The organism is Halomonas denitrificans (genome assembly GCF_003056305.1).
In the GTDB taxonomy this organism is placed as follows: Bacteria; Pseudomonadota; Gammaproteobacteria; order Pseudomonadales; family Halomonadaceae; genus Halomonas; species Halomonas denitrificans.
The window spans coordinates 97,046-118,567 of sequence record NZ_PYVX01000007.1; the positions used below are offsets into that span (position 1 = coordinate 97,046).

The 21,522-nt window shown below is 68.3% G+C and carries 23 protein-coding genes; 12 read left to right on the forward strand and 11 right to left on the reverse strand.

All coding sequences use genetic code 11. The features are described 5' to 3' along the window. Positions 1-9: 9 nt before the first annotated feature. The 3 genes from C9F13_RS15585 to putP all read left to right on the forward strand — a co-directional run bounded on the left by C9F13_RS15585 (position 10) and on the right by putP (position 5,881). Positions 10-846, forward strand: a complete 837-nt coding sequence (locus tag C9F13_RS15585) for an AraC family transcriptional regulator (RefSeq protein ID WP_108447167.1) — start codon at positions 10-12, stop codon at positions 844-846. Between the two features lie 175 nt (positions 847-1,021). Continuing rightward, positions 1,022-4,213: a bifunctional proline dehydrogenase/L-glutamate gamma-semialdehyde dehydrogenase PutA gene (gene putA / locus C9F13_RS15590; RefSeq protein WP_108447168.1), complete on the forward strand. Its 3,192-nt coding sequence runs from the start codon at positions 1,022-1,024 to the stop codon at positions 4,211-4,213. Positions 4,214-4,390: 177 nt separating this feature from the next. Continuing rightward, positions 4,391-5,881 carry a sodium/proline symporter PutP gene (gene putP, locus C9F13_RS15595; RefSeq protein WP_108447169.1) on the forward strand — a complete coding sequence of 497 codons (1,491 nt, stop codon included), beginning with the start codon at positions 4,391-4,393 and terminating at the stop codon, positions 5,879-5,881. A gap of 126 nt (positions 5,882-6,007) precedes the next feature. On the opposite strand, the gene C9F13_RS15600 is transcribed toward putP, so the two are convergent. Then, positions 6,008-6,322, reverse strand: coding sequence for a hypothetical protein (locus C9F13_RS15600; protein ID WP_108447170.1), 315 nt, complete (start codon positions 6,320-6,322; stop codon positions 6,008-6,010). Positions 6,323-6,586: 264 nt separating this feature from the next. Here C9F13_RS15600 and C9F13_RS15605 point away from each other — a divergent pair, with 264 nt between their 5' ends. Beyond that, positions 6,587-6,937 carry a hypothetical protein gene (locus C9F13_RS15605; RefSeq protein ID WP_108447171.1) on the forward strand — a complete coding sequence of 117 codons (351 nt, stop codon included), beginning with the start codon at positions 6,587-6,589 and terminating at the stop codon, positions 6,935-6,937. A gap of 197 nt (positions 6,938-7,134) precedes the next feature. Beyond that, positions 7,135-7,776, forward strand: coding sequence for an OmpW/AlkL family protein (locus C9F13_RS15610; protein ID WP_108447172.1), 642 nt, complete (start codon positions 7,135-7,137; stop codon positions 7,774-7,776). An 81-nt stretch (positions 7,777-7,857) separates the two neighbouring features. Here C9F13_RS15610 and C9F13_RS15615 read toward each other — a convergent pair whose 3' ends face one another. Both C9F13_RS15615 and C9F13_RS15620 read right to left on the reverse strand, forming a co-directional pair. Then, on the reverse strand, positions 7,858-8,358 hold the full coding sequence (locus C9F13_RS15615) for a gamma-glutamylcyclotransferase family protein (protein ID WP_108447173.1): 501 nt from the start codon (positions 8,356-8,358) through the stop codon (positions 7,858-7,860). A 9-nt stretch (positions 8,359-8,367) separates the two neighbouring features. Continuing rightward, positions 8,368-8,700: a YqcC family protein gene (locus C9F13_RS15620; protein WP_108447174.1), complete on the reverse strand. Its 333-nt coding sequence runs from the start codon at positions 8,698-8,700 to the stop codon at positions 8,368-8,370. Positions 8,701-8,995: 295 nt separating this feature from the next. Between C9F13_RS15620 and C9F13_RS15625 the strand changes: the two genes are divergently transcribed. The 4 genes from C9F13_RS15625 to C9F13_RS15640 all read left to right on the forward strand — a co-directional run bounded on the left by C9F13_RS15625 (position 8,996) and on the right by C9F13_RS15640 (position 12,008). Beyond that, entirely contained in the window at positions 8,996-10,021 is a 1,026-nt protein-coding gene (locus tag C9F13_RS15625) for a DUF3549 family protein (protein ID WP_108447175.1), read from the forward strand. A gap of 24 nt (positions 10,022-10,045) precedes the next feature. Beyond that, complete coding sequence (locus tag C9F13_RS15630) at positions 10,046-10,483, forward strand: ATP-dependent zinc protease family protein (protein ID WP_108447176.1); 438 nt, start codon at positions 10,046-10,048, stop codon at positions 10,481-10,483. Between the two features lie 61 nt (positions 10,484-10,544). Next, positions 10,545-11,453 (forward strand): 30S ribosomal protein S6--L-glutamate ligase, encoded by a 909-nt coding sequence (gene rimK / locus C9F13_RS15635; RefSeq protein WP_108447177.1) that lies wholly within the window; start codon positions 10,545-10,547, stop codon positions 11,451-11,453. Between the two features lie 108 nt (positions 11,454-11,561). Continuing rightward, positions 11,562-12,008, forward strand: a complete 447-nt coding sequence (locus C9F13_RS15640) for a hypothetical protein (protein WP_108447178.1) — start codon at positions 11,562-11,564, stop codon at positions 12,006-12,008. On the opposite strand, the gene C9F13_RS15645 is transcribed toward C9F13_RS15640, so the two are convergent. From C9F13_RS15645 to C9F13_RS15675, 7 genes are all read right to left on the reverse strand, one after another. Further along, positions 11,929-12,711, reverse strand: coding sequence for a SanA/YdcF family protein (locus tag C9F13_RS15645; protein ID WP_108447179.1), 783 nt, complete (start codon positions 12,709-12,711; stop codon positions 11,929-11,931). The two genes, C9F13_RS15640 and C9F13_RS15645, sit on opposite strands and share 80 nt — an antisense overlap. Positions 12,712-12,731: 20 nt before the next feature. Beyond that, a complete protein-coding gene (sufT, locus tag C9F13_RS15650; protein WP_108447180.1) occupies positions 12,732-13,304 on the reverse strand; it encodes a putative Fe-S cluster assembly protein SufT in 573 nt (190 codons plus the stop codon). Between the two features lie 18 nt (positions 13,305-13,322). Further along, entirely contained in the window at positions 13,323-14,564 is a 1,242-nt protein-coding gene (locus C9F13_RS15655; protein ID WP_108447181.1) for an aminotransferase class V-fold PLP-dependent enzyme, read from the reverse strand. Positions 14,565-14,567: 3 nt separating this feature from the next. Then, positions 14,568-15,917, reverse strand: coding sequence for a Fe-S cluster assembly protein SufD (gene sufD / locus C9F13_RS15660; protein ID WP_108447182.1), 1,350 nt, complete (start codon positions 15,915-15,917; stop codon positions 14,568-14,570). Continuing rightward, positions 15,914-16,666, reverse strand: coding sequence for a Fe-S cluster assembly ATPase SufC (gene sufC, locus C9F13_RS15665; RefSeq protein ID WP_108447183.1), 753 nt, complete (start codon positions 16,664-16,666; stop codon positions 15,914-15,916). The genes sufD and sufC overlap by 4 nt, the downstream gene beginning before the upstream one ends. A 103-nt stretch (positions 16,667-16,769) precedes the next feature. Further along, positions 16,770-18,212, reverse strand: a complete 1,443-nt coding sequence (gene sufB, locus C9F13_RS15670) for a Fe-S cluster assembly protein SufB (RefSeq protein ID WP_108447184.1) — start codon at positions 18,210-18,212, stop codon at positions 16,770-16,772. Between the two features lie 71 nt (positions 18,213-18,283). After that, positions 18,284-18,745 (reverse strand): SUF system Fe-S cluster assembly regulator, encoded by a 462-nt coding sequence (locus C9F13_RS15675; RefSeq protein ID WP_108447185.1) that lies wholly within the window; start codon positions 18,743-18,745, stop codon positions 18,284-18,286. A 232-nt stretch (positions 18,746-18,977) separates the two neighbouring features. Here C9F13_RS15675 and C9F13_RS17555 point away from each other — a divergent pair, with 232 nt between their 5' ends. Further along, positions 18,978-19,118, forward strand: a complete 141-nt coding sequence (locus C9F13_RS17555; RefSeq protein WP_157955216.1) for a hypothetical protein — start codon at positions 18,978-18,980, stop codon at positions 19,116-19,118. Positions 19,119-19,181: 63 nt separating this feature from the next. Further along, positions 19,182-20,096 carry a complex I NDUFA9 subunit family protein gene (locus C9F13_RS15680; protein ID WP_108447237.1) on the forward strand — a complete coding sequence of 305 codons (915 nt, stop codon included), beginning with the start codon at positions 19,182-19,184 and terminating at the stop codon, positions 20,094-20,096. A 2-nt stretch (positions 20,097-20,098) separates the two neighbouring features. On the opposite strand, the gene C9F13_RS15685 is transcribed toward C9F13_RS15680, so the two are convergent. Continuing rightward, positions 20,099-20,437, reverse strand: coding sequence for a zinc ribbon domain-containing protein YjdM (locus tag C9F13_RS15685; protein ID WP_108447186.1), 339 nt, complete (start codon positions 20,435-20,437; stop codon positions 20,099-20,101). 137 nt (positions 20,438-20,574) lie between these two features. On the opposite strand from C9F13_RS15685, the gene C9F13_RS15690 reads away from it, so the two are divergent. Next, positions 20,575-21,516: a 2-dehydropantoate 2-reductase gene (locus C9F13_RS15690; RefSeq protein WP_108447187.1), complete on the forward strand. Its 942-nt coding sequence runs from the start codon at positions 20,575-20,577 to the stop codon at positions 21,514-21,516. Positions 21,517-21,522 lie beyond the last annotated feature (6 nt).

A 21,522-nucleotide genomic window follows, 5' to 3' on the forward strand; every position in this document is an offset into this window, starting at 1 on the left:
AGGCTCTTCATGACCAGTGCCATCCGCCAGATTCCCCTCGACACCGCGATTCACCACCACGCCCACGACTTCCATCAGATCGTGATCGGCCTGCGTGGCGAGGCGGAGTTCGAGATCGAGGGGCTGGGGGGCGCCATCTCGGCCTTCTCCGGCTGCATCGTGCCGGCCAACCACCTGCACTACTACGCCGGCAACGGCGACAACCGCCAGCTGATCCTCGACCTGCCCCACGACGCCTTCGCCGTGACGGGTCACCAGCGCGACCTGATCCGGCTGTTCGATGCGCCGCGCTTCTTCTCCCTCGATATCGCGCTGCGCCACTACCTGGACTTCCTGCTCCAGGAGCTGGACCTGCTGGCCCCCGAGGGCCGCCTGGATCCCCTGCATGGCGAACGGCTGGCCGGCACCCTGCTCGGCTCCCTGCATGCGCGGCTGGCCGATGAGCCGGCCACGCCCGCCCGCCGTCTCGACCTGGCAGCCCTCGATCGCTTCATCGACCACCACCTGGGCGAGCGGCTGCGCGTCGCCGACCTGGCCGCCCAGGCCTGCCTGAGCGAGGCGCACTTCAGCGAACGTTTCCGCCAGGCCACGGGGATCTCGCCGTGGCAGTACGTGATGCGCCGTCGGCTGGAGAGCGCCCGACACCTGGTGCAGCAGAGCCGGCTGCCGCTCTCCGAGATCGCCGCGCGCACGGGCTTCACCAGCCAGAGCGCCCTGTCGCGGGCCTGCCGGCAGGCCTTCGGGCGGCCACCGAGCCAGCTGCGTCGCGACGCCAGGGGCCAGCTGGCCTCGCCGCCCGCCTCTTCGGCACGGCGTGCAACGGCCCAGGCTCTTAGACGAAAGTAGAAAATTCAACCGTTTCACGGCCAAAAACCGTGAAACCGTTAAATACTACCGGGAATTCGCCAAGCAGGACGGCACGCGCGCTCCTACCCTCAACGCATCTACCCGCGCCCGCCTGCGACACCCCGCGGCGGCCGGGCATCGCCCTCTGACGACGGCTAACACTCTGGGGAGTTAGATGCTAAACGCCAACAACATGCTGGCCGGCGAGACCTGGCAGCAGGATCTCGACACCCTCTTTGCCCGTATCAGCGATCACTATGCGATCGACGAGGAAGCCTTCGTGGGCGAACTGGTCGACCTGCTGTCCGCCGACGAGGCCGATTTCCAGCGCACCGCCCGTCAGGCGGCCGAGCTGGTGCGGGAAGTGCGCGAGATGGATACCGCCGTCGATTCCATCGACGAGCTGCTGCAGCAGTACAGCCTGGACACCCACGAGGGACTGATGCTGATGTGCCTGGCCGAGGCGATGCTGCGCATCCCCGACAAGGCCACCGCCGATGCCCTGATCGAGGACAAGCTCGGCCCGTCGGACTGGAAGTCGTACCTGGGCCAGAGCGAATCCTGGTTCGTCAACGCCTCGACCTGGGGCCTGCTGATGACCGGCCGCGTCATCAACCTGGACAAGCCGAAGGACGGCAAGCCCGCCCACTTCATCAACAAGCTCGTCAACCGCATGGGCGAGCCGGTGATCCGCCGCGCCATGGTCGAGGCGATGAAGATCATGGGCAAGCAGTTCGTGCTGGGCCGCGACATCGAGGAGGCGCTCAAGCGCTCCAAGCCGCTGTTCGACAAGGGCTACACCTACTCCTACGACATGCTCGGCGAGGCCGCCCGCACCCGGGCCGACGCCAGGCGCTATTTCGAGTCCTACGCCGCGGCCATCGAGAGCGTCGGCAAGACCAGCAAGGCCCTCTCGGCCAGCACGCCCGCGCCGTCGATCTCCATCAAGCTCTCGGCCCTGCACCCCCGCTACGAGTTCGGCCGCCGCGAGCAGGTCCTAGAGGAGCTGGTCGCCACGGTCCGCGAGCTGGCCGCCATGGCCCGTGAGCGCGACGTCGCCATGACCATCGACGCCGAGGAGGTCGATCGCCTGGAGCTGTCGCTGGAGGTCTTCCGCGCGGTCTATGAGAGCGACACCTGCCGCGGCTGGGGACACTTCGGCCTGGTCGTGCAGGCCTACGCCAAGCGCGCCCTGCCGGTGCTGCACTACCTCAACCGCCTGGCCGATCGCCAGGGCGACGAGATCCCTATGCGCCTGGTCAAGGGCGCCTACTGGGACACCGAGATCAAGGAGTCCCAGCAGATCGGCGCCGACGGCTACCCGGTCTACACCCGCAAGGCCAACACCGACGTCGCCTACCTGGCGTGCGTGACCTTCCTGCTCTCGGACAACACCCGCGGGCGCATCTTCCCGCAGTTCGCGACCCACAACGCGCACACCATCAGCACCATCCTGGAGCTCGCCAACGAGGCCAAGCGCCCGTTCGAGTTCCAGCGCCTGCACGGCATGGGCGAGGCGCTCTACGACGCCGCCCTCAAGCGCGCGCCGAAGGGCACCTACTGCCGCATCTATGCGCCGGTGGGCGCCCACAAGGACCTGCTGCCCTACCTGGTCCGCCGGCTGCTCGAGAACGGCGCCAACTCCTCCTTCGTGCACCAGCTGGTCGACCCGCGGGTGCCGGTGGAGTCGCTGTGCGTGCATCCGGTCGAGACGCTCAAGCAGTACCGGACCTATGCCAATAACCGGATCCCGCTGCCCAAGGACATCTACGGCCCGGCGCGGCGCAACTCCCGTGGCGTCAACCTGAACATCAACAGCCAGTACCGGCCGCTGATGGACGAGATGGCGACCTTCATGGAGAAGGAGTACCACGCGCGGCCGCTGCTGGCCTTCGACGTCGCCGAGGACGCCAGCGCCCGCCACGACGTGCTCTGTCCCTTCGACCGCCGAGTCCGGGTCGGCAGCGTGCAGTGGACCTCCAGCGACCAGGCCGCCAGGGCCGTGGACGCCGCCTGGGCGGCCTTCCCGCGCTGGGACGCCACGCCGGTGGCCGAACGCGCCGCCATCGTCAGCCGCCTGGGCGACCTGATGGAGGAGAACCTCGCCGAGCTGATGACGCTCTGCTCCCGCGAGGGCGGCAAGCTGCTGACCGACGGGGTCGACGAGATCCGCGAGGCGGTGGACTTCTGCCGCTACTATGCGGTGCGCGCCCGGGAGCTGTTCGGCAGCACGACCCGCCTGCCGGGGCCCACCGGCGAGTCCAACGAGCTGATGATGGGCGGCAAGGGCGTGTTCGCGGCGATCAGCCCCTGGAACTTCCCGATCGCGATCTTCTGCGGCCAGGTCGTGGCCGCGGCCGTCGCCGGCAACCCGGTGCTGGCCAAGCCCGCCGAGCAGACCTCGCTGGCCGCCAACCGCATCATCGAGCTGCTCTACGAGGCCGGCATGCCCCGCGACGTGGTGCAGCTGCTGCCCGGCGACGGCCCCACCGTGGGCAGCGTGCTGAGCGGCGACCCGCGCATCACCGGCGTGGTCTTCACCGGCGGCACCGACACCGCCCAGATCATCAACCGTGCCCTGGCGGCCCGCGAGAACGCCCCGCTGCCGACGCTGATCGCCGAGACCGGCGGCATGAATGCCATGATCGTCGACTCCACCGCCCTGCCCGAGCAGGTGGTGGCCGACGTCATCCAGTCGGCCTTCCAGAGCGCCGGCCAGCGCTGCTCGGCCCTGCGCGTGCTCTACGTCCAGGAGGACGTGGCCGACCGGGTCATCGAGATCCTCAAGGGCGCCATGGATGAGCTGCACGTGGGCGACCCGCGCCACCTGGGCACCGACGTGGGACCGGTGATCGACGAGGAGGCACGCCGGGGCCTGATGAAGCACATCGAGACGCTCAAGGGTGAGGGCCGCCTGGTCGCCGAGACGCGACTCGATCCGACTCACACCGCCCACGGCACCTTCGTCGCGCCGGTGGCGTTCGAGATCGATGGCATCGAGGCCCTGGAGCGCGAGCAGTTCGGCCCCATCCTGCACATCGTGCGCTACCGGGCCAGCGAGATCGATCGCGTGATCGACTCCATCAATGGCCGGGGGTATGGTCTGACCTTCGGCGTGCACAGCCGCAATCAGACCTTCGCCGACGCGATCGCGCAGAAGATCCGTGCCGGCAACGTCTACATCAACCGAAACATCATCGGTGCGGTCGTGGGCGTACAGCCCTTCGGCGGTCAAGGGCTCTCGGGTACCGGCCCCAAGGCCGGCGGCCCGCACTACCTGCTGCGTTTCGCCACCGAGAAGACCGTGACGGAGAACACGGCTGCCCTGGGTGGCAACGCGTCGCTGCTGGCGCTAGGCGACGAGTGATCCCCGCTCGTCATCACAACAAGACGGAAGGAACCCCTGATGATCGAAAACAATGCCGCAACCGGCTTCATCTCCGCGTCCTGCCCGATCGCGATGCTCGCCATCGACGCGACGGCCTGAAGGCGCACTAACAACATGTCGGCGCTACATCCGACCCAATAATTTGGAGAACTTCTTATGGCTATTGGCGTATGGATCAGTCTATTTGCCTACTTTGTGCTCATGATCGCCATCGGCTTTTATGCCATGCGCAAGTCCACGTCCACGTCCGAGGATTACATGCTGGGCGGCCGGGGCCTCAGCCCCCAGGTCGCCGCCCTCTCGGCCGGCGCGTCGGACATGAGTGGCTGGCTGCTGCTGGGCTTGCCCGGGGCCATGTTCGTCTCCGGCCTCGGTTCGGCCTGGATCGGTATCGGCCTGCTGGTGGGGGCGTTCTTCAACTGGACGCTGGTCGCACCGCGTCTTCGCGAACAGACGCTGCACTACAATGACGCGATCACCATCCCGGAATTCCTGGGGAACCGCTTCCCGACTCAGGCCATTCCGCTGAGAACGGTCTCCGCCATCGTCATCGTGGTCTTCTTCGCGGTCTACACCGCCTCGGGCCTGGTGGCAGGCGGCAAGCTGTTCGAAAGCGCCTTCGCCGGCGTGATCAACATCGGCGGTATGAGCGACTACGCCGCCGGCGTGGCCATCACCCTGGTCGTGGTGCTTGCCTATACGGTGGTCGGTGGTTTCCTGGCCGTGAGCATGACGGACTTCGTGCAGGGCTGCATCATGATGCTGGCACTGGTGATCATGCCGGCGGTGGTGCTGTTCGGTGAGGGGGGTGGCGGTTTCGCCCAGGCGTCCCAGACCCTGAACGAGGTCGATCCCACGCTGCTCTCCTGGACGGAAGGGCTGACCATCATCGGCTGGCTGTCGGCGGTTACCTGGGGGCTCGGCTACTTCGGCCAGCCGCACATCATCGTGCGCTTCATGGCCATCCGCAGCCAGAAGGACGTACCGATTGCCCGCAACATCGGCATGAGCTGGATGCTCATCTCCCTGATCGGCGCGATCTCCCTGGGCATCTTCGGCCGCGCCTATGCGGTGCGCAACGGCATGAACGTGGAAGACCCGGAAACGATCTTCATCATCCTCGCAGACCTGCTGTTCCATCCGCTGGTCACCGGCTTCCTCTACGCGGCGCTGCTGGCGGCGATCATGAGTACCATTTCCAGCCAGCTCCTGGTGTCGTCCTCCTCGCTGACCGAGGACTTCTACCGCCTCTTCCTGCGCAAGGAAGCGAAAGAGAAGGAGGTCGTCGCCATCGGCCGGGTATGTGTCGTTCTGGTGGGCGTGGTGGCCGCCGTCATCGCCTCGGACCCCAACTCCAAGGTGCTGGGGCTGGTCAGTAACGCCTGGGCCGGGTTCGGGTCGGCCTTCGGCCCGCTGATCATCCTCTCGCTGATGTGGCCGCGCACCAACGGTGCCGGTGCCCTCGCCGGCATGATCGTCGGGGCCCTCACCGTCATGCTCTGGATCAACCTGGGCTGGAACGCCTCGTTCATGGGCGGTCCCGGCGTCTACGAGATCATCCCCGGCTTCATCGCGGCCTTCATCGCCATCATGGTGGTGAGCAGCGTGACCGCCGATGCCGGTGAATATCGGGAAATCACCCGTTAACAGGCACGCGCCTGATGCTTGAAGCGGTAAAAAGGGCTCCTTCGGGAGCCCTTTTCCGTTGGTGCGCGTTGGTGCGACGGGTCGCCTGGCGCCACACCGCCTTCGGGCGGCTCGCTTCGTCTCGACTCAGCGCCACACCTCGAGACACACGACCACGCCCGCCACTCCCCACAGGGCCCAGCGACTCAGGGGCGCGCCCGACAGGCGCCAGAGTCGGCCCTGCCCCACCTCGAGCGCCAGCGGCCGCAGGAAGGCCGCGCCCAGCGCCCAGGCGCTGACCAGCATCAGCGGCAGGCGCCATGCCATCGGCAGCGAGAGGAAGAGCTCGGGACGCAGCAACAGCCAGACCGCCACCCCCGCCGCCAGCAGCAGCGTCGGCAGCGGACGGCCGAGGCGGCCGCGCCCGACACCCCCGGGGGAAAAGAGAGTTCGACCAGCCATGAGCGGCTCCGGTGGCAACGTTTCCCTTGAGTGAAGCCGAATTTCGTCGGGCTTTCGAGGCGCCGTGCTGGAAATGTCAAAAAGTTGTACAAGAGCTATAAATCACGACTATGATGGCATCATGACCCGACGGAAAGATGCCTGAAACACCCATCTGGCCCTTGAATAAATGTGACAAGACATTAACAGAGCGCCTTCATCAGGCTCAGTAGATCCCTTTTCCGATGGTTCACCCGTACGCTCGATGAGACGAGGACCCTGCCCATGACAGCCAGACATCGGATTGCCGTGGCCGCTCTCGCTGCGGTCGGCCTCGCCGCCTCCCAGATCGCCATGGCCTGCCAGGGCGGCGAGCTCTTCGCCCTAGGCGGCACCGCCCGGGCCGGGCTCAGCGACGACGGCATCACCCTCGACAGGATCACGGAGCTCCAAGTCCCGGATGCACACCACATGACTCGCGGCGTGGGTCACCGGTTCGGCGACCTAGGTAGCGCCGGGCTGCCTTACCGCCACTTCTCCGAGCAAGCGCTCGAGGAGCTGGAGACCGAGGACTCCCCCGGGATCGCAGCCCTCGACCCGCACCCCCTCGGCGGCAGCACCTCCTTCCACTTCTGACCGACTTCTACGTGCCAGGCAGCCATGACGGAATGCCCGCCCTGGCCCGGCTCCCGGGGTAAGCGTGGCTTTACCTTCAAGACCGTGGCGTCCTATCCTTGCGCTGGATCAATATTCGCGAAAAACGACACCGATAGACTGTCGGCATGATCCGGCGCGGCAAGGCCGCCGCCCTCTCGTCAATCAGGAGATGACCCATGCGCAAGAACGCCCTTCCCTCCCTGCTCGTGGCCGGCATCGCCGCCGCCGCCTTCACCACCAGCACCCAGGCCTTCGCCTACGGCGCCGGGGACTTCTTCACCCGCGTGGGCGTCGCCAAGGTCGAGCCCAAGAGCGATAACGGCACTATCGCGAACGGCACCCTAGACGTTGACGTTCAGGATGACAGCGCCTTCGCCTTTACCCTGGGCTATCGCTTCACCGACAAGCTGGGCGTCGAGCTGCTGGCCGCCGAGCCCTTCGATCACGGCATCACCCTGGATGCCGGCGGCGGCACCGAGATCGGTGCGTCAACCGACCACCTGCCGCCGACCCTGACCGTGCAGTACTACCCGCTGGGCGGCACCGACGCCCGCGTGCAGCCCTATGCCGGCATCGGCATCAACTACACCACGTTCTCCGATGAAGAGATCGATGGTGGCGGCGACCTGGAGCTGGACGACTCCTGGGGCGCGGCCGGTCAGGTGGGCGTCGACCTGCTGATCGACGACAACTGGGCCCTCAACGCCGCCGCCTGGTACCTGGACATCGATACCGATGTGAAACTCGGCCCGGACGACCTCGGTGAGGTCGAAATCGACCCCGTGGTGGTGATGGCCGGCGTCAGCTACCGCTTCTGATCGCCCCGCCCGAGACGACAAGGCCCGCCGGTTGGCGGGCCTTGTTGCGTCTGGGCCAGGTGAGACGGGCGCAGTGAATCGCTAGCGCGGGGTGTCGCGCGAGAGCCCGAGGGCGGCCAGGGTCGTCGCATCGAGCCCTGCCACCGCCTCCACCGCGGCGAGGCGGGCATGATAGCCGGGCGACAGGAAGGGCTGCCCCGCCAGCAGGTGATCGAGGTACTCCCGGGCTGGGCGCAACGCTGCGGCGGTGGTGCCCGGCGCGGCGATATAGACCCAGGCCTCGATCGCGCCCTCGCGGGTCACGATCGGCAGGCGCTGCCGCTCGTAGTCGTGGGGATAGCCCTCGAAGGGATCCATGTCGTGGATCTGGTCGGGGTGCTCGAGCTCGAACAGCGCGCCCTCCACCCGCTCGCCGGCCGACGCCGCCACGTTGGCATGGGCGATGCCCGCCACCTTCGAGGCCTTGTCGAAGCGCAGGCCGTGGTCGTGCAGCACGCCGGCCAGCGCCCGGCGGGTGCGCCCGATGCGGGCGGCGACCCGGGCTGCGTTCATGTTGCTGCCATAGGCGAAATAGAAGGGCATCGGGCGGCCTCAGTTCTCGGTAACCAGGCGGTCGATCTCCTCGACCACGCGGCACATCAGCAGCCGGTCGCTGGCACGCGTGCCCTCCTGCTTGAGCCAGGCCTCCACCGCCGGTGCCACGTCGCACTGGGCCGGCATCGGCGCGCGTGTCTCGACCAGCACCTCCAGGCGCACGATGAAGACGAAACGCAGCCACTGGGGCAGCGTCATGGTATCGATACAGAACGGCTGCACGCTGTGGAAGGCGGGCGCCTCGGGACGCTCCATGCGCCACAGGCTGGCGGCCTTCATGGTGGCCTCGAGCTCGCGCAGGGCGGCGCCGAGTTCGTCGTGAACGGTCATGGTCAATCTCCCGGTACGTTTGGGGCCATTATCCCCGCTCGCCCCCGTGGCTGGCCACCCCGGCGGGTTGTCCACCGCTCGAAAGGCGCCCCGCGATGGTGTTGTGCACAATGCACAGATATCCTGAACGGCCCTGTGGATAAACACTGGAAAGGTGTCGCCCGGCCAGGCTTCATGCACCCCGGCGCCTCTTGATCAGGAATTGACCAGCGCGGCGAGCGCACGGCGACGCCCAGGGCGGCTGACAGCGTCCCGGCGCCGCGGTAGAGTGCACGGTTCGTGACCCGGAGACAGCATGCAAGCGATCAACAGCCTTCACGACTTCTTTCAGCGCAGCGGCGCCGAGGTGCGGCTCTATCACCTGGGGCGGCGCGTCGAGCCCTGCCCGCTCGAGACCCTGGCCGCCTTCGAGGCCGGCGAGCTGGCCTGGCCGGCGCCGTGGCAGGGCAGCGCCCGCCTGGCCATGGTCTTTCGCCTGGGCGAGATGGACGACCCGCTGATCTGGTTCCTGGCCCTGCCACTGGACGAGCAGGGTCACCTGGATCCGGCCCCGCGCGACGCCTTCGTGCAGCGCCTGCTGGAGACCCTGGGCCGCAGCGTGCAGGGCCTGGGCCGGGCCGAGGGCGAGCAGATCGACAACCTGATGAAGGACAATCCGCTGGCCTTCACACCCTCGCTGCCCTTCCGGGCCGTGCTGCATGCGCGCGCCACCCGGGATGCCGGCCTGCCGGCCAGCGAGCACCTGGAGCCCGCCGAGGCCTACCTGACCGGGCAGCAGGCGATCGACTGGCGCGCCCTGGGACTGCAGGGCCTAGCCGACGCCGCGGTGCGCCTGGATGCCACCACGAGCCGGGCCGTCGCCGCCCGTCTCGACGCCCTCCCCGGCGAGGTGCTGACCTCGCTGTGCTACTGTCTGGAGCACGTGGCCATCGACGATGAACTCGCCCAGGCGCTGCGCCAGCGGGGCGAGGCCGCCGGCGCCGACGGCGATATCGAGACCTTCTGCGCCTGCGTGCGCGCCGTGGGCGGCGCCTCGACCGAACAGGCGGGCGCCTGGTTCGATGCCCTGCTCGAGGATCCGGACGCCTGCGGCCCCGACCTGCTGGCGGCCATGGCCGGCCGCGGCTGGCACCACCTGGAGGATGCCGAGCGCCTGCCCCGCTTTCTCACGCGTCTGGCCGAGGCACCCGGCACCGACTTCATGGCGGTGGCCCGCGACCTGGCCCTGATCCCGCGGCTGCGCCTGCCGCTGCTAATGACGCTGCGCGAGGCCGAGGCGGATTCCGCCATTGGCCGGCGCCTGGCAGACCTGACACGCTGAGCGCAGCGACCTGGGAGCGAGACGATGAAAGAACTGCCCTATACGCCCAAGGCGGTGATCGGTCGCCGCGAGATGGTGACCCTGCCGGAGCTGCACCTGACGCTGTGCGCCAAGGCCGACACCGGCGCCCGGACCTCGGCGCTGCACGCCGAGGACATCGAGTCCTACGAAGAGGATGGCCATCTCTGGGTCGGTTTCACCACGCGCAGCGGCGGCCCGGGCACGCCGGCCCACGTGCACCGCATGCACTTGCACGACCGGCGCCGGGTGACCAGCTCCAACGGCCAGGCCGAGTGGCGCTTCGTGATCCGCACGACCATGCAGCTGGGCACCCTCGCCTTCCCGGTGGAGCTCAGCCTGACCGACCGCCGCGACATGCGCCACCCCATGCTGCTGGGGCGACGCGCGCTGCGTCGCCTTCTGGTCGCCCCCGGTGTCGCCTTCCTCCACGGCGAGCCCTGAACGCCCTGGCCTCGCTGTCCCGTACCGCCCACGCCACCGCCCCGACACGGAGTCCCGCTGAATGCATATCGCGCTGCTGTCCCGCAATCGCAACCTCTACTCCACGCGGCGCCTGATCGAGGCCGCCGAGCAGCGCGGCCACACGGCGCGCGTGGTCGACACCCTGCGCTGCTACATGAGCATCGCCTCGCACCACCCCTCGATCCACTACAAGGGCGAGGAGCTCGAGCCGTTCGACGCGGTGATCCCGCGCATCGGCTCCTCGGTCACCTTCTACGGCTGCGCGGTGCTGCGCCAGTTCGAGATGATGGGCACCTACGTGCTCAACGACAACGTCTCCATCACGCGCTCGCGGGACAAGCTGCGCTCGCTGCAGCTGCTGTCGCGCAAGGGGCTGGGGCTGCCGATCACCGGCTTCGCGCACTCCCCGGACGACATCCCCGACCTGATCACCATGGTCAGGAACGCACCGCTGGTCATCAAGCTGCTGGAAGGCACCCAGGGCATCGGGGTGGTGCTGGCCGAGACCAACCAGGCCGCCGAGAGCGTGATCCAGGCCTTCATGGGCATGAAGGCCAACATCATGGTGCAGGAGTACATCAAGGAGGCGAAGGGCGCGGATATCCGCTGCTTCGTGATCGGTGACAAGGTGGTGGCCTCGATGAAGCGCCAGGCCGCCGAGGGCGAGTTCCGTTCCAACCTGCACCGCGGCGGCAGCGCCAGCACCATCCGCATCACCCCGGAGGAGCGCTCCACGGCCATTCGCGCGGCCAAGGCGATGGGGCTCAGGGTGGCCGGCGTCGACCTGCTGCGCTCCAACCACGGCCCGGTGATCATGGAGGTCAACTCCTCGCCCGGGCTGCAGGGCATCGAGAAGGCCACCGGCAAGGACATCGCCGGGCTGATCATCGAGCACCTGGAGCGCAACGCCGCCCCGCGGCGCAAGGTGCCGCCTCGTCCGAAAGGATGAGGCCTGCGTCCAAAGGCTAACGGCGAACCCGCGATTTATTGATCCGCGGGGGTGGCAAATGCACGACGACAGCCCCACAATCTGCGTCACCGGAGGAGGTGACCGCTCATGTTTCTCGACAATCGCCAGGTGGCGATGGACAGTGCCCTCGAGGCGATGGCCGACAGCATCGATTATTTCCAGGACAATCTCGAGCGCCTGCATCCGGCGCTGCGCGATAGCCTGAAGCCCCACTACGAGGCGCGCAGCCGATCGATGCAGAAGCTGCAGGAGCTGTCGCGCAAGCACCTCAACCTGCTGCCCCGCGACGCCGATGTCGAACGCGATGATTACATGTGGCTGTGGAGCCGCCTGAAGAGCTTCGTCGGCAACGAGAGTCTGGTGGTCATCGGCGAGCTCCTCGAACAGGAGCGGGTACTGATGCAGGCCCTCTCCACGCTCTTCACCCACCCCCTGCCGGAGCCGCTCGAGCCGGTCATCGAGGAGTGCTGGAAGGGCTGTCGGTCGCTGATTCGCGAGCTGTATCGCCTGCAGAAGAAGCGCCAGAAACGCTGAACATCCCCGGCGGCAGCAGCAGCCGTTCGCGCTCCGCCGGCGTGATGTCCAGCGGCTCGAGCGGGCCCAGGAAGTGCGGCTCGCGCCCCCACAGGTAGAGATCCCCCAGGGTGGCCACCCGCGCCACCCACTCGCGCAGCTTGAGCCGCCAGAGCCCCGCCTCCGCGCGCTCCGGCGCCGCACAGCCGCGCACCTCCAGGCCCAGCGCCTCGCCGATGAACAGCGCCCGCGGCAGATGCCAGTCCTGGGTGATCAGCAGCGCGCGCTTCACGCCGAACACGTCCCGCGCCCGCGCCAGGGTGTCGAAGGTGCTAAAGCCGGCGTAGTCCAGGGTCATGTCCACGTCGCGCACGTCGCGGCCGCGCAGGTCGCGCCACATGGTCACCGGCTCGTTGTAGTAGCGGGTGCTGTTGTCGCCCGAGATCAGCAGGTGATCGACCCGGCCCTGGTGGATCAGCCGGGCGGCGGCCTCCATGCGCCCCTCGAAGTGGGGGTTACGGCTGCCGCTGCGCGTCCAGTGGGAGGTGCCGAAGACGATGCCCACCGGCTCGCGGACGCACTGCGCGGAGACCGGCTCGATGCGCCCCACGGTGCGCCCCAGGACGTAGGCGTTGGCGAGCACGAACAGCAGCAACGCCAGGAGCGCGAGCGCTCCCAGCGTCATCAGTACTCCCTTGCAGACCGTCCAGAGTGACAGGCGCATGGATCTCCCCGGCGCAACCGCTAGAACATGCCCAGTTCCAGCTTCGCTTCGTCGCTCATCATCTCACGACTCCAGGGGGGATCGAACACGATCTCGGTATGCACCTTGCTGATCTGCGGGGCGCCGAGGATCTTGTTGCGGGCGTCGGCGGCGATCACGTCGCCCATGCCGCAGCCCGGGGCGGTCAGGGTCATGCGGATGGTGACGATGCGCTCGCCGCTGATCAGCCGCTCGATGCGACAGCCGTAGACCAGGCCCAGGTCGACGATGTTGACCGGGATCTCGGGGTCGAAGCAGGTGCGCAGCTGGTCCCAGACGAACTGCTCGATCTCCTCCTCCGAGGCCGACTCGGGCAGCGTCGGGCGCGGCAGCGCCTCCAGGCCCAGGGCATCCAGGTTGGCGCCCTCGATCAGGTAGAGGCGCCCCTCGAACCCCACGCTGACCGTGCTGCCCTTGGCCTGCATCACGCTGACGATGCTGTCCTCGGCCAGGGTCACGGTCTTGCCGAAGGGGATGGAGATCGCCGCCACGTCACGCTGCAGGGGCAGCTCCTGGCCCTTGTGCAGGGTGGCTATCTGCTCGATATCGCTCATGTCGCTCCTTGATAGGCCTCAGCGCAGCATGCCGACGACGCGGTCGAGCCCCTCGATGAAGACGTCGATCTCCTCGGGGGTGTTGTAGGCGGCGAAGGAGGCGCGGCAGGTCGCGTCCACGCCGAACCAGGACAGCAGCGGCTGGGCGCAGTGGTGGCCGGTACGGATCGCCACGCCGAGCTGATCGATCAGCAGGCCGATGTCCTGGGAGTGGGCGCCGTCGACCACGAAGGAGAGCACGCCGGCCTTCTCCGGCGCGGTGCCCAGGATGCGCAGCCCCTCGATGCCGGCCACGCCCTCGGTGGCGTGCTCGAGCAGCCGCGCCTCCCAGGCGCCGATCAGCGGCAGGCCGATGTCGCCGACCCACTGGAGGGCCCGCCCCAGGGCAATCACCTCGGCGATGGCCGGGGTGCCCGCCTCGAACTTGTGCGGGATGTCGGCGAAGGTGGTCGGCGCCTCGAGGGAGACCGTCTTGATCATCTCGCCGCCGCCCTGCCAGGGCGGCATCGCCTCGAGCAGTTCGGCGCGACCGTAGAGCACGCCGACGCCGGTGGGCCCGTAGACCTTGTGGCCGGAGAAGGCGTAGAAGTCGGCGCCGATGGCCTGGACGTCGATGGCCTGGTGGGGCGCGGCCTGGGCGCCGTCGACCAGGATGCGGGCGCCGTGCTCATGGGCCACGCGGGCCATCTCGGCCACCGGGTTGACGGTGCCGAAGGCGTTGGAGATGTGGTTCACCGCAACCAGCTTGGTGCGCTCGGTGAACAGATCGCGGTAGGCCGCGAGGTCCAGCGCGCCACGCTCATCGACCGGGATCACCTTGATGGTGAAGCCGAGCTCGCCGGCCAGCAGCTGCCAGGGCACGATGTTGGAGTGGTGCTCGAGACGCGAGATCAGCACCTCGTCGCCGGCCTTGAGGTTGGCCCGCCCCCAGCTGTTCGCCACCAGGTTGATCGCCTCGGTGGTGCCGCGGGTGAAGACGATCTCGCGGTGGTCGGCGGCGTTCAAAAAGGCGCGCACCGTCTCGCGCGTGCCCTCGAAGGCCGCGGTGGCCTCGTCGGCCAGGGTATGCAGGCCGCGGTGGATGTTGGCGTTGTACCGACCGTAGTAGTCGTCGAACACCTCGATCACCTGGCGCGGCGTCTGGCTGGTCGCGGCATTGTCCAGGTAGACGAGCGGCTTGCCGTGGACCTCCCGATCGAGGATCGGGAAGTCGCGGCGCAGCTTCGCCACGTCCAGCGTCAGGTCGCTGAAATCGGCCATCGCTTACTCCTCGTTCAGGGCCACGGCCGCTTCCACCAGGCCGGCCAGGTGGAAACGCTCGGGCAGCTTGCCGGCCACGGCCAGCTCGACCCGCTCGGCCACGGCGTCGAGGTCCACCTGCTCCATCACCTCGCCGGCGAAGGCCAGGGTCAACAGGCCCCGGGCCGTCTGCTCGTCGATGCCGCGGGTGCGCAGGGCGAACACCGCCTCCTCGTCGAGCTGGCCGGTGGTGCTGCCGTGGGAGCACTTGACGTCGTCGGCGTAGATCTCGAGCTCGGGCTTGGTGTCGATCTCGGCGCGGTCGGAGAGCAGCAGGTTGGCGTTGCTCTGGTAGCCCTCGATCTGCTGGCTGTCGCGCTTGACCATCACCTTGCCGTTGAACACGCCATGGGCGCGGTCGTCGAGAATGCCCTTGTAGTTCTCGTTGGAGTAGGTGCGCGGCGCGTTGTGGTTGACCAGGGTGTGGTTGTCCACGTGCTGGCGCCCCTGGCCGTAGAACAGGCCGTAGAGGTTGGCCTCGGCGCCCTGGCCGTTGAGCTCGGCCACCAGGTCGTTACGCACCAGGCCGCCGCCCAGATTGAGGTTGAAGGAGGTGTAGCGGCTATCGCGGGCCTGCTCGACGTGGATGCTGGCCACGTGCAGGTCCTGGAGCGCGGCCTCCTGCAGCTTGTAGTGGGTGAGGATGGCGCCGCGCTCGAGGATGATCTCCTCGACCAGGTTGGTGAAGTTGGCGGCGCCGTCCTCGCCCACGTGATGCTCGATCACCGTGGCCTCGCTGCGCCCGGCCATCTCGACCAGGATGCGCGGGTGGCTCATCACCGCCTGCTCGCCTGCCCGGGAGAGGAACTGCAGCACGATGGGCTTCTCGACCACGGTGCCCGGCGCCAGGCGCAGCACGGCGCCCTCCTCCATGAAGGCGGTGTTGAGCGCGGCGAAGGAGGAGAAGTCGACGCCGGTCAGCCGGCCCAGCGGACCGCCCACGGCCTCGTGGTTCTCCTCCAGCGCCGCCGAGAGCGGCAACAGATGCACGCCCTGGGGCAGCGCGTCGAGCTGCGACAGGGCCGGGGCGAAGACACCGTCGACGAAGGTCAGGCGGTGCGCCTCCATCGGCAGCGTCAGCGCCGCCGCGCTGGCGGGCGAGAAGTCGGCGTTCTCGGCCAGGGCGAAGTCGCCCCGGGCGATGACGCGCACGTCGGTGTACTTCCAGGCCTCGACCCGGCGATGGGGAAAGCCCATGGCCTCGAAGCGCGCGGCGCCCGCCTGGCGCCGAGCGGCGATCCAGGTGGGTTCCGGCCCCCGCGCTTCGTTGCGCTCGGCCAGGCGGTCGAGGAAGGTCTTCACGTCATCACTCATGCCGCGGACTCCTCCTGCACCCAGTCATAGCCACGGCTCTCGAGCTCGAGGGCGAGCGCGGCGTCGCCGCTCTTGACGATGCGGCCGTCGACCAGCACGTGGACCCGGTCCGGCACGATGTAGTCGAGCAGGCGCTGGTAGTGGGTCACCAGCAGGATGGCGCGGTCCTCGGCGCGCAGGGAGTTGACGCCCTCGGCCACCACCTTCATGGCGTCGATGTCGAGGCCGGAGTCGATCTCGTCGAGCATGGCGAGGCGCGGCTCGAGCACCAGCATCTGCAGGATCTCGTTACGCTTCTTCTCGCCGCCGGAGAAGCCCTCGTTGACGGCCCGCTGCAGGAAGCTGGTGTCCATCTTCATGGCCGCCACCTTCTCCTTGATCAGCTTCATGAACTCCGGCGCCGGGATCTCGCCCAGCCCCTCGGCCTCGCGCTTGGCGTTCAGTGCCGCCTTGAGCAGGTAGATGTTCTTCACCCCCGGGATCTCCACCGGGTACTGGAAGCCCAGCAGCAGGCCGGCGCGGGCGCGCTCCTCGATCTCCATCTCCAGCACGTCCTGGCCCTCGAAGGTGATCGAGCCCTGGGTCACCTCGTAGCCGTCCTTGCCGGCGATCACCGCCGAGAGGGTCGACTTGCCGGCCCCGTTGGGGCCCATGATGGCGTGGACCTCACCGGCGTTGATGGTCAGGGTGAGGCCCTTGAGGATCTCGGAACCCTCGACCGTGACGTGCAGATCCTTGACTTCGAGCATGTTGACTACCTTTGATTCGTGGTGAGCCGCCGGCGCGACTCCTTGAATGTGTTGACCTTTTTGCGAACCCGGAGAAACGTGCAGGCGATGTGCCGCCGTTTACTCAACCGACGGCGCCTTCCAGAGTGACGTTCAAGAGCGCCTCGGCCTCCACGGCGAACTCCATCGGCAGCTCCTGGAAGACGTCCTTGCAGAAGCCGTTGACGATCATGCTGACCGCGTCCTCCTCGGAGATGCCCCGGCTCTGGCAGTAGAAGAGCTGGTCCTCGCCGATCTTGGAGGTGGTGGCCTCGTGCTCCACCGTGGCGGTGCTGTTGCCGATCTCCTGGTAGGGGAAGGTGTGGGCACCGCACTGGTCGCCGATCAGCAGGGAGTCGCACTGGGTGAAGTTGCGCGCGCCCTTGGCCCGCGGGCCCACCTTCACCAGGCCGCGATAGGACTGGTTGCTGCGCCCCGCCGAGATGCCCTTGGAGATGATGCTGGAGCGGGTGCCCTCGCCGATGTGGATCATCTTGGTGCCGGTATCGGCCTGCTGGCGGCCGTTGGTCACCGCCACGGAGTAGAACTCGCCGATGCTGTCCTTGCCACGCAGCACGCAGGAGGGGTACTTCCAGGTGATGGCCGAGCCGGTCTCGACCTGGGTCCAGCTGATCCGCGAGCGGTCGCCGCGGCAGTCGCCGCGCTTGGTGACGAAGTTGTAGATGCCGCCCTTGCCGTCCTCATCGCCCGGGTACCAGTTCTGCACCGTGGAGTACTTGATGTAGGCGTCTTCCAGGGCCACCAGCTCGACCACCGCGGCGTGCAGCTGGTTCTCGTCGCGCTGGGGCGCGGTACAGCCCTCCAGGTAGGAGACCTGGGCACGGCTCTCGCAGACGATCAGGGTGCGCTCGAACTGGCCGGTGTTGGCGGCGTTGATGCGGAAGTAGGTGGAGAGCTCCATCGGGCAGGTCACGCCCTCCGGCACGAAGACGAAGGAGCCGTCGGTGAAGACCGCCGAGTTGAGCGCCGCGAAGTAGTTGTCGCCCTGGGGCACCACGCTGCCGAGGTACTGCTTGACCAGCTCCGGGTAGTCGCGGATCGCCTCGGAGATGGAACAGAAGATCACCCCCGCCTCGTGCAGCTTCTCCTTGAAGGTGGTGGTCACCGAGACGGAGTCGAAGACCGCGTCCACCGCCACGCCCGCCAGGGCCGCCCGCTCGTGCAGCGGGATGCCGAGCTTCTCGTAGGTCTCGAGCAGCTTGGGGTCGACCTCGTCGAGGCTCTGGGGCTTGTCCTCGTCGCGCTTGGGCGCGCTATAGTAGGAGATCGCCTGGTAGTCGATGGGCGGGTAGTCGAGATGCGCCCAGGAGGGGGGCGTCATCTTGAGCCACTGGTGGTAGGCCTTGAGGCGCCACTCCAGCATCCACTCCGGCTCGCCCTTCTTGTTCGAGATGAAGGCGATGGTGCTCTCGTCCAGGCCGGGCGGTACCGTGTCGCTCTCGATGTCGGTCACGAAACCTTCCTTGTATTCGCGACGGACAAGCTGTTCCATTTCCTGACTTGCCATGATGTCTCCCCTCCCGGGCGGTTGGGTCGGCGAGCGCGGGCTCGCCTCGGGTAGTGAAATACTCGAGTGCGTCAGGCCTCGACGGCCAGACTCACGCTCTGAATGGGCAGCTGCACCGGCAGCTTGATCGGATTGGTATCGGCCAGGTGGGCCAGGGTGACGCTGTCGAGCAGGGTGCGGATGGCCAGCGAGACGCGCTGCCAGTTGTCGGCGACCCCGCAGGTGGCGGCCAGATCGCAGTCGCCACCAGCTTGGCTGCACTCGGTCATGGCCACGGGACCCTCGATGGCCGAGATGATGTCGCTGGCGGTGATTCGGGACGCCGGGCGCGCCAGCGAGTAGCCGCCCTGGGCGCCGCGGCGCGACTCCAGCAGCCCGGCGCGCACCAGCATCTTCAGCGTCTTGCTGACCGTGGGATGCGGCAGCTGGACCGCCTCGGCGAGCTCCGCCGCGGCATGGGGCTGCTCGGGGTGCCGGGCGATCTGCGCCATCACCACCGCCGCGTAGTCGGTCAGTCTGGAAAGCTTCAGCAAGGCCTGACTCCCCGGGGTTCGACCCCCTCGTGTTTCGATTGGGGACCAGTTTAGTCCTGTATGAATTTGATGTGAAGCCCCGCCGCCCGGGAAGCCGCATAGCCGGCAGGATCGCGGCACGTTCGCCGCCATTCGATAAATAATGCCAATCATTCTCATTTGATCGACACCCGATCTTTCCAGCGTCGCGGCACCTCGGTAGCATGACGCTGATCCCCTGGAGGCCGAGACGATGACGACATCCTTCATGCTGCTGATCGGCGCGGCGCTGGCAGTGCTGGCCGCCCTGCACTGGCTGGTGTTTCGCCTGGTCAAGCGAGCGATCGCCCGTTCGGACGCGACCCGCCGGGACGATGGCCCGCGCCGCGACTGAGCGACGCGGCCACACGACCGGCGGCGCGTGGCGCCGCCCAGGAAGAGGACAGGAGAGACGATGATGCGCGAGGCCCCCGTAGTGGTCTTCGGCGGCACCGGTTTTCTCGGTGGCGCCATCGTCCGGGAGCTGGTGGAGAGCGGTCGGTCGGTGCGCATCGCCGCCCGCCACCCGGCCCTGCCCGCCTGGGCCGAGGAGGGTGACGTCATCGAGCTCGCCACCGCCGACCTGCGTGACGAGCCGAGCGTGACCGCGGCGCTGGCGGGCGCCGGCGCCGTGGTGAACGCCGTCAGCCTCTACGTGGAGAGCCGCGAGGCGAGCTTCGAGGCGATCCACGTGACCGGCGCCGGCCGGCTGGCCCGCCTGGCCCGGGCAGCGGGCATCGCCCGGCTGGTGCAGGTCTCGGGAATCGGCGCCAGCCTCGACTCGCCCTCGGCCTATGTGCGGGCCCGCGCCCAAGGCGAGGCGGCGGTGCTCGACACCATGCCCAAGGCGATCATCGTGCGCCCGAGCGTGATGTTCGGCCCCCGCGACGCCTTCCTCTCGGGCCTGGCGGGCCTCACCCGACTGCCGCTGATACCGCTGTTCGGGCGCGGCGAGACCCGGCTGCAGCCGGTGCACGTCAACGACGTCGCCCGGGCCATCGCCCAGCTCACCGGCCGCCCCAAGACCCCGCGACGCCTCTTCGAACTCGGCGGCCCCGAGGTACTGCGCTACCGCGAGCTCCTCGAGGCGCTGCTCGTTCACCTCGGGCGCTCACGCCCCCTGGTGCCGCTGCCCTTCCTGGCGTGGCGGCTCGCCGCGGCCCTGGCCCGCCCGCTGCCCGGGCCACCGCTGACCCGCGACCAGGTGATCCTGATGCAGGCCGACAACGTCGCCGACGCCGAGGTCGGCGGCTTTGCCGACCTCGGCATCCTGCCCCGCTCGCTGCGCGAGAGCCTGCCGAGCTGCCTGCCGACGGCACCGCCCCGGGGCTGACCTCAGGCCTTCTTGACGAACATCGACTTGAGCTTCATCGGCCCGATGCCGTCGATCTTGCAGTCGATGTCGTGATCCCCGTCGACCAGGCGGATGTTCTTGACCTTGGTGCCGACCTTCACCACCGAGGAGGAGCCCTTGATCTTGAGGTCCTTGATCACCGTCACGGTGTCGCCGTCGGCCAGCGGGTTGCCGTTGGCATCGCGGATCACCGCCTCGTCCTCGCCCGCCGCCGCGGCATCCTTCGACCACTCGTGGCCGCACTCCGGGCAGACATATTGCATGCCGTCGTCGTAGGTGAACTCGGAGCCGCACTCGGGGCAGTTGGGCAGATCGCTCATCGCTGATGTCCTGGGCAATGGAAAGAGGCGGGAAGCCTACACCCAGCGACCGCGCCGCTCCAGTCGCGCCATCGCCCCGACGCGCGCGTGGCGGTATGCTCCCGGGGTGGATTCCCGGAACGATGAGGAGAGGCTGGATGAAGATCGCGATCATGGGCAGCGGCGGCGTGGGCGGCTACTTCGGCGCCCGCCTGGCGCAGGCCGGGGAGGACGTCACCTTCATCGCCCGCGGCGAGCACCTCGCGGCGATCCGTCGCGACGGCCTCGCCGTGTCGAGCGTCGAGGGCGACGTGACCATCGCGCCGGCCAGCGCCAGCGATGCACCGCGAAAGGTGGGCATCCAGGAGGCGGTGATCGTGGCGGTGAAGGCCTGGCAGGTCCGTGAGGCCGCCGAGGCGATCCATCCGATGGTCGGCCCCGCCACCCTGGTGCTGCCTCTGGAGAACGGCGTGGAGGCCGCTGACACCCTGACCGAGGTCCTCGGCGAGGCCGGCGTGCTCGACGGCCTGTGCGGAATCCTCGCCTGGCGGGAGGGCCCGGGCCGGATTCGTCATGCCGGCGTCTCCCCCTTCGTGCGCCTGGGCCCCCGTCGTCCCGATCAGGCCGAGGGCGCACGGCGCCTGCAGGCCGTGCTGGACCGCGCCCCTGGCGTGCGTGCCGAGATCCCCGACGACATCCAGGCCGCGGTCTGGAGCAAGTTCCAGTTCATCTGTGCGATGAGCGGCATCGGCGCCATCACCCGGGCCCCCCTCGGGGTGACCCGCACCCTTGCCGAGACTCGCTCGCTGACCGAGCAGCTGCTCGCCGAGATAGAGGCGGTGGCCCGTGCCCGGGGCGTGGCCCTGCCGGAGGACGCCGTGGAGCGTGCCATGGCGTTCATCGACGCGATGCCGGCCGAGAGCACGGCCTCCATGCAGCGTGACATCATGGCGGGTCGGCCCTCCGAGCTGGAGTCCCAGAACGGCGCGGTGGTGCGGCTCGGTCGGGAGGCCGGCATCGACACCCCGGTCAACGCCATGATCCATGCCGCCCTGCTGCCCCAGGAGCGGGCGGCACGAGGAGACGGGGAAACCGGGTAGGCCGGT

What these genes read in the sequence shown, in the direction of transcription:
- C9F13_RS15600 (WP_108447170.1), bottom strand. Translation starts at nt 6,322, where the DNA reads ATGGCTGGTCGAACTCTCTTTTCCCCCGGGGGTGTCGGGCGCGGCCGC.
- putP (WP_108447169.1), top strand. Translation starts at nt 4,391, where the DNA reads ATGGCTATTGGCGTATGGATCAGTCTATTTGCCTACTTTGTGCTCATG.
- C9F13_RS15690 (WP_108447187.1), top strand. Translation starts at nt 20,575, where the DNA reads ATGAAGATCGCGATCATGGGCAGCGGCGGCGTGGGCGGCTACTTCGGC.
- sufC (WP_108447183.1), bottom strand. Translation starts at nt 16,666, where the DNA reads ATGCTCGAAGTCAAGGATCTGCACGTCACGGTCGAGGGTTCCGAGATC.
- C9F13_RS15610 (WP_108447172.1), top strand. Translation starts at nt 7,135, where the DNA reads ATGCGCAAGAACGCCCTTCCCTCCCTGCTCGTGGCCGGCATCGCCGCC.
- C9F13_RS15585 (WP_108447167.1), top strand. Translation starts at nt 10, where the DNA reads ATGACCAGTGCCATCCGCCAGATTCCCCTCGACACCGCGATTCACCAC.
- sufT (WP_108447180.1), bottom strand. Translation starts at nt 13,304, where the DNA reads ATGAGCGATATCGAGCAGATAGCCACCCTGCACAAGGGCCAGGAGCTG.
- C9F13_RS15605 (WP_108447171.1), top strand. Translation starts at nt 6,587, where the DNA reads ATGACAGCCAGACATCGGATTGCCGTGGCCGCTCTCGCTGCGGTCGGC.
- putA (WP_108447168.1), top strand. Translation starts at nt 1,022, where the DNA reads ATGCTAAACGCCAACAACATGCTGGCCGGCGAGACCTGGCAGCAGGAT.
- C9F13_RS15630 (WP_108447176.1), top strand. Translation starts at nt 10,046, where the DNA reads ATGAAAGAACTGCCCTATACGCCCAAGGCGGTGATCGGTCGCCGCGAG.
- rimK (WP_108447177.1), top strand. Translation starts at nt 10,545, where the DNA reads ATGCATATCGCGCTGCTGTCCCGCAATCGCAACCTCTACTCCACGCGG.
- sufB (WP_108447184.1), bottom strand. Translation starts at nt 18,212, where the DNA reads ATGGCAAGTCAGGAAATGGAACAGCTTGTCCGTCGCGAATACAAGGAA.
- C9F13_RS15615 (WP_108447173.1), bottom strand. Translation starts at nt 8,358, where the DNA reads ATGCCCTTCTATTTCGCCTATGGCAGCAACATGAACGCAGCCCGGGTC.
- C9F13_RS15680 (WP_108447237.1), top strand. Translation starts at nt 19,182, where the DNA reads ATGCGCGAGGCCCCCGTAGTGGTCTTCGGCGGCACCGGTTTTCTCGGT.
- C9F13_RS15685 (WP_108447186.1), bottom strand. Translation starts at nt 20,437, where the DNA reads ATGAGCGATCTGCCCAACTGCCCCGAGTGCGGCTCCGAGTTCACCTAC.
- C9F13_RS15620 (WP_108447174.1), bottom strand. Translation starts at nt 8,700, where the DNA reads ATGACCGTTCACGACGAACTCGGCGCCGCCCTGCGCGAGCTCGAGGCC.
- C9F13_RS15655 (WP_108447181.1), bottom strand. Translation starts at nt 14,564, where the DNA reads ATGGCCGATTTCAGCGACCTGACGCTGGACGTGGCGAAGCTGCGCCGC.
- C9F13_RS17555 (WP_157955216.1), top strand. Translation starts at nt 18,978, where the DNA reads ATGACGACATCCTTCATGCTGCTGATCGGCGCGGCGCTGGCAGTGCTG.
- C9F13_RS15640 (WP_108447178.1), top strand. Translation starts at nt 11,562, where the DNA reads ATGTTTCTCGACAATCGCCAGGTGGCGATGGACAGTGCCCTCGAGGCG.
- sufD (WP_108447182.1), bottom strand. Translation starts at nt 15,917, where the DNA reads ATGAGTGATGACGTGAAGACCTTCCTCGACCGCCTGGCCGAGCGCAAC.
- C9F13_RS15625 (WP_108447175.1), top strand. Translation starts at nt 8,996, where the DNA reads ATGCAAGCGATCAACAGCCTTCACGACTTCTTTCAGCGCAGCGGCGCC.
- C9F13_RS15645 (WP_108447179.1), bottom strand. Translation starts at nt 12,711, where the DNA reads ATGCGCCTGTCACTCTGGACGGTCTGCAAGGGAGTACTGATGACGCTG.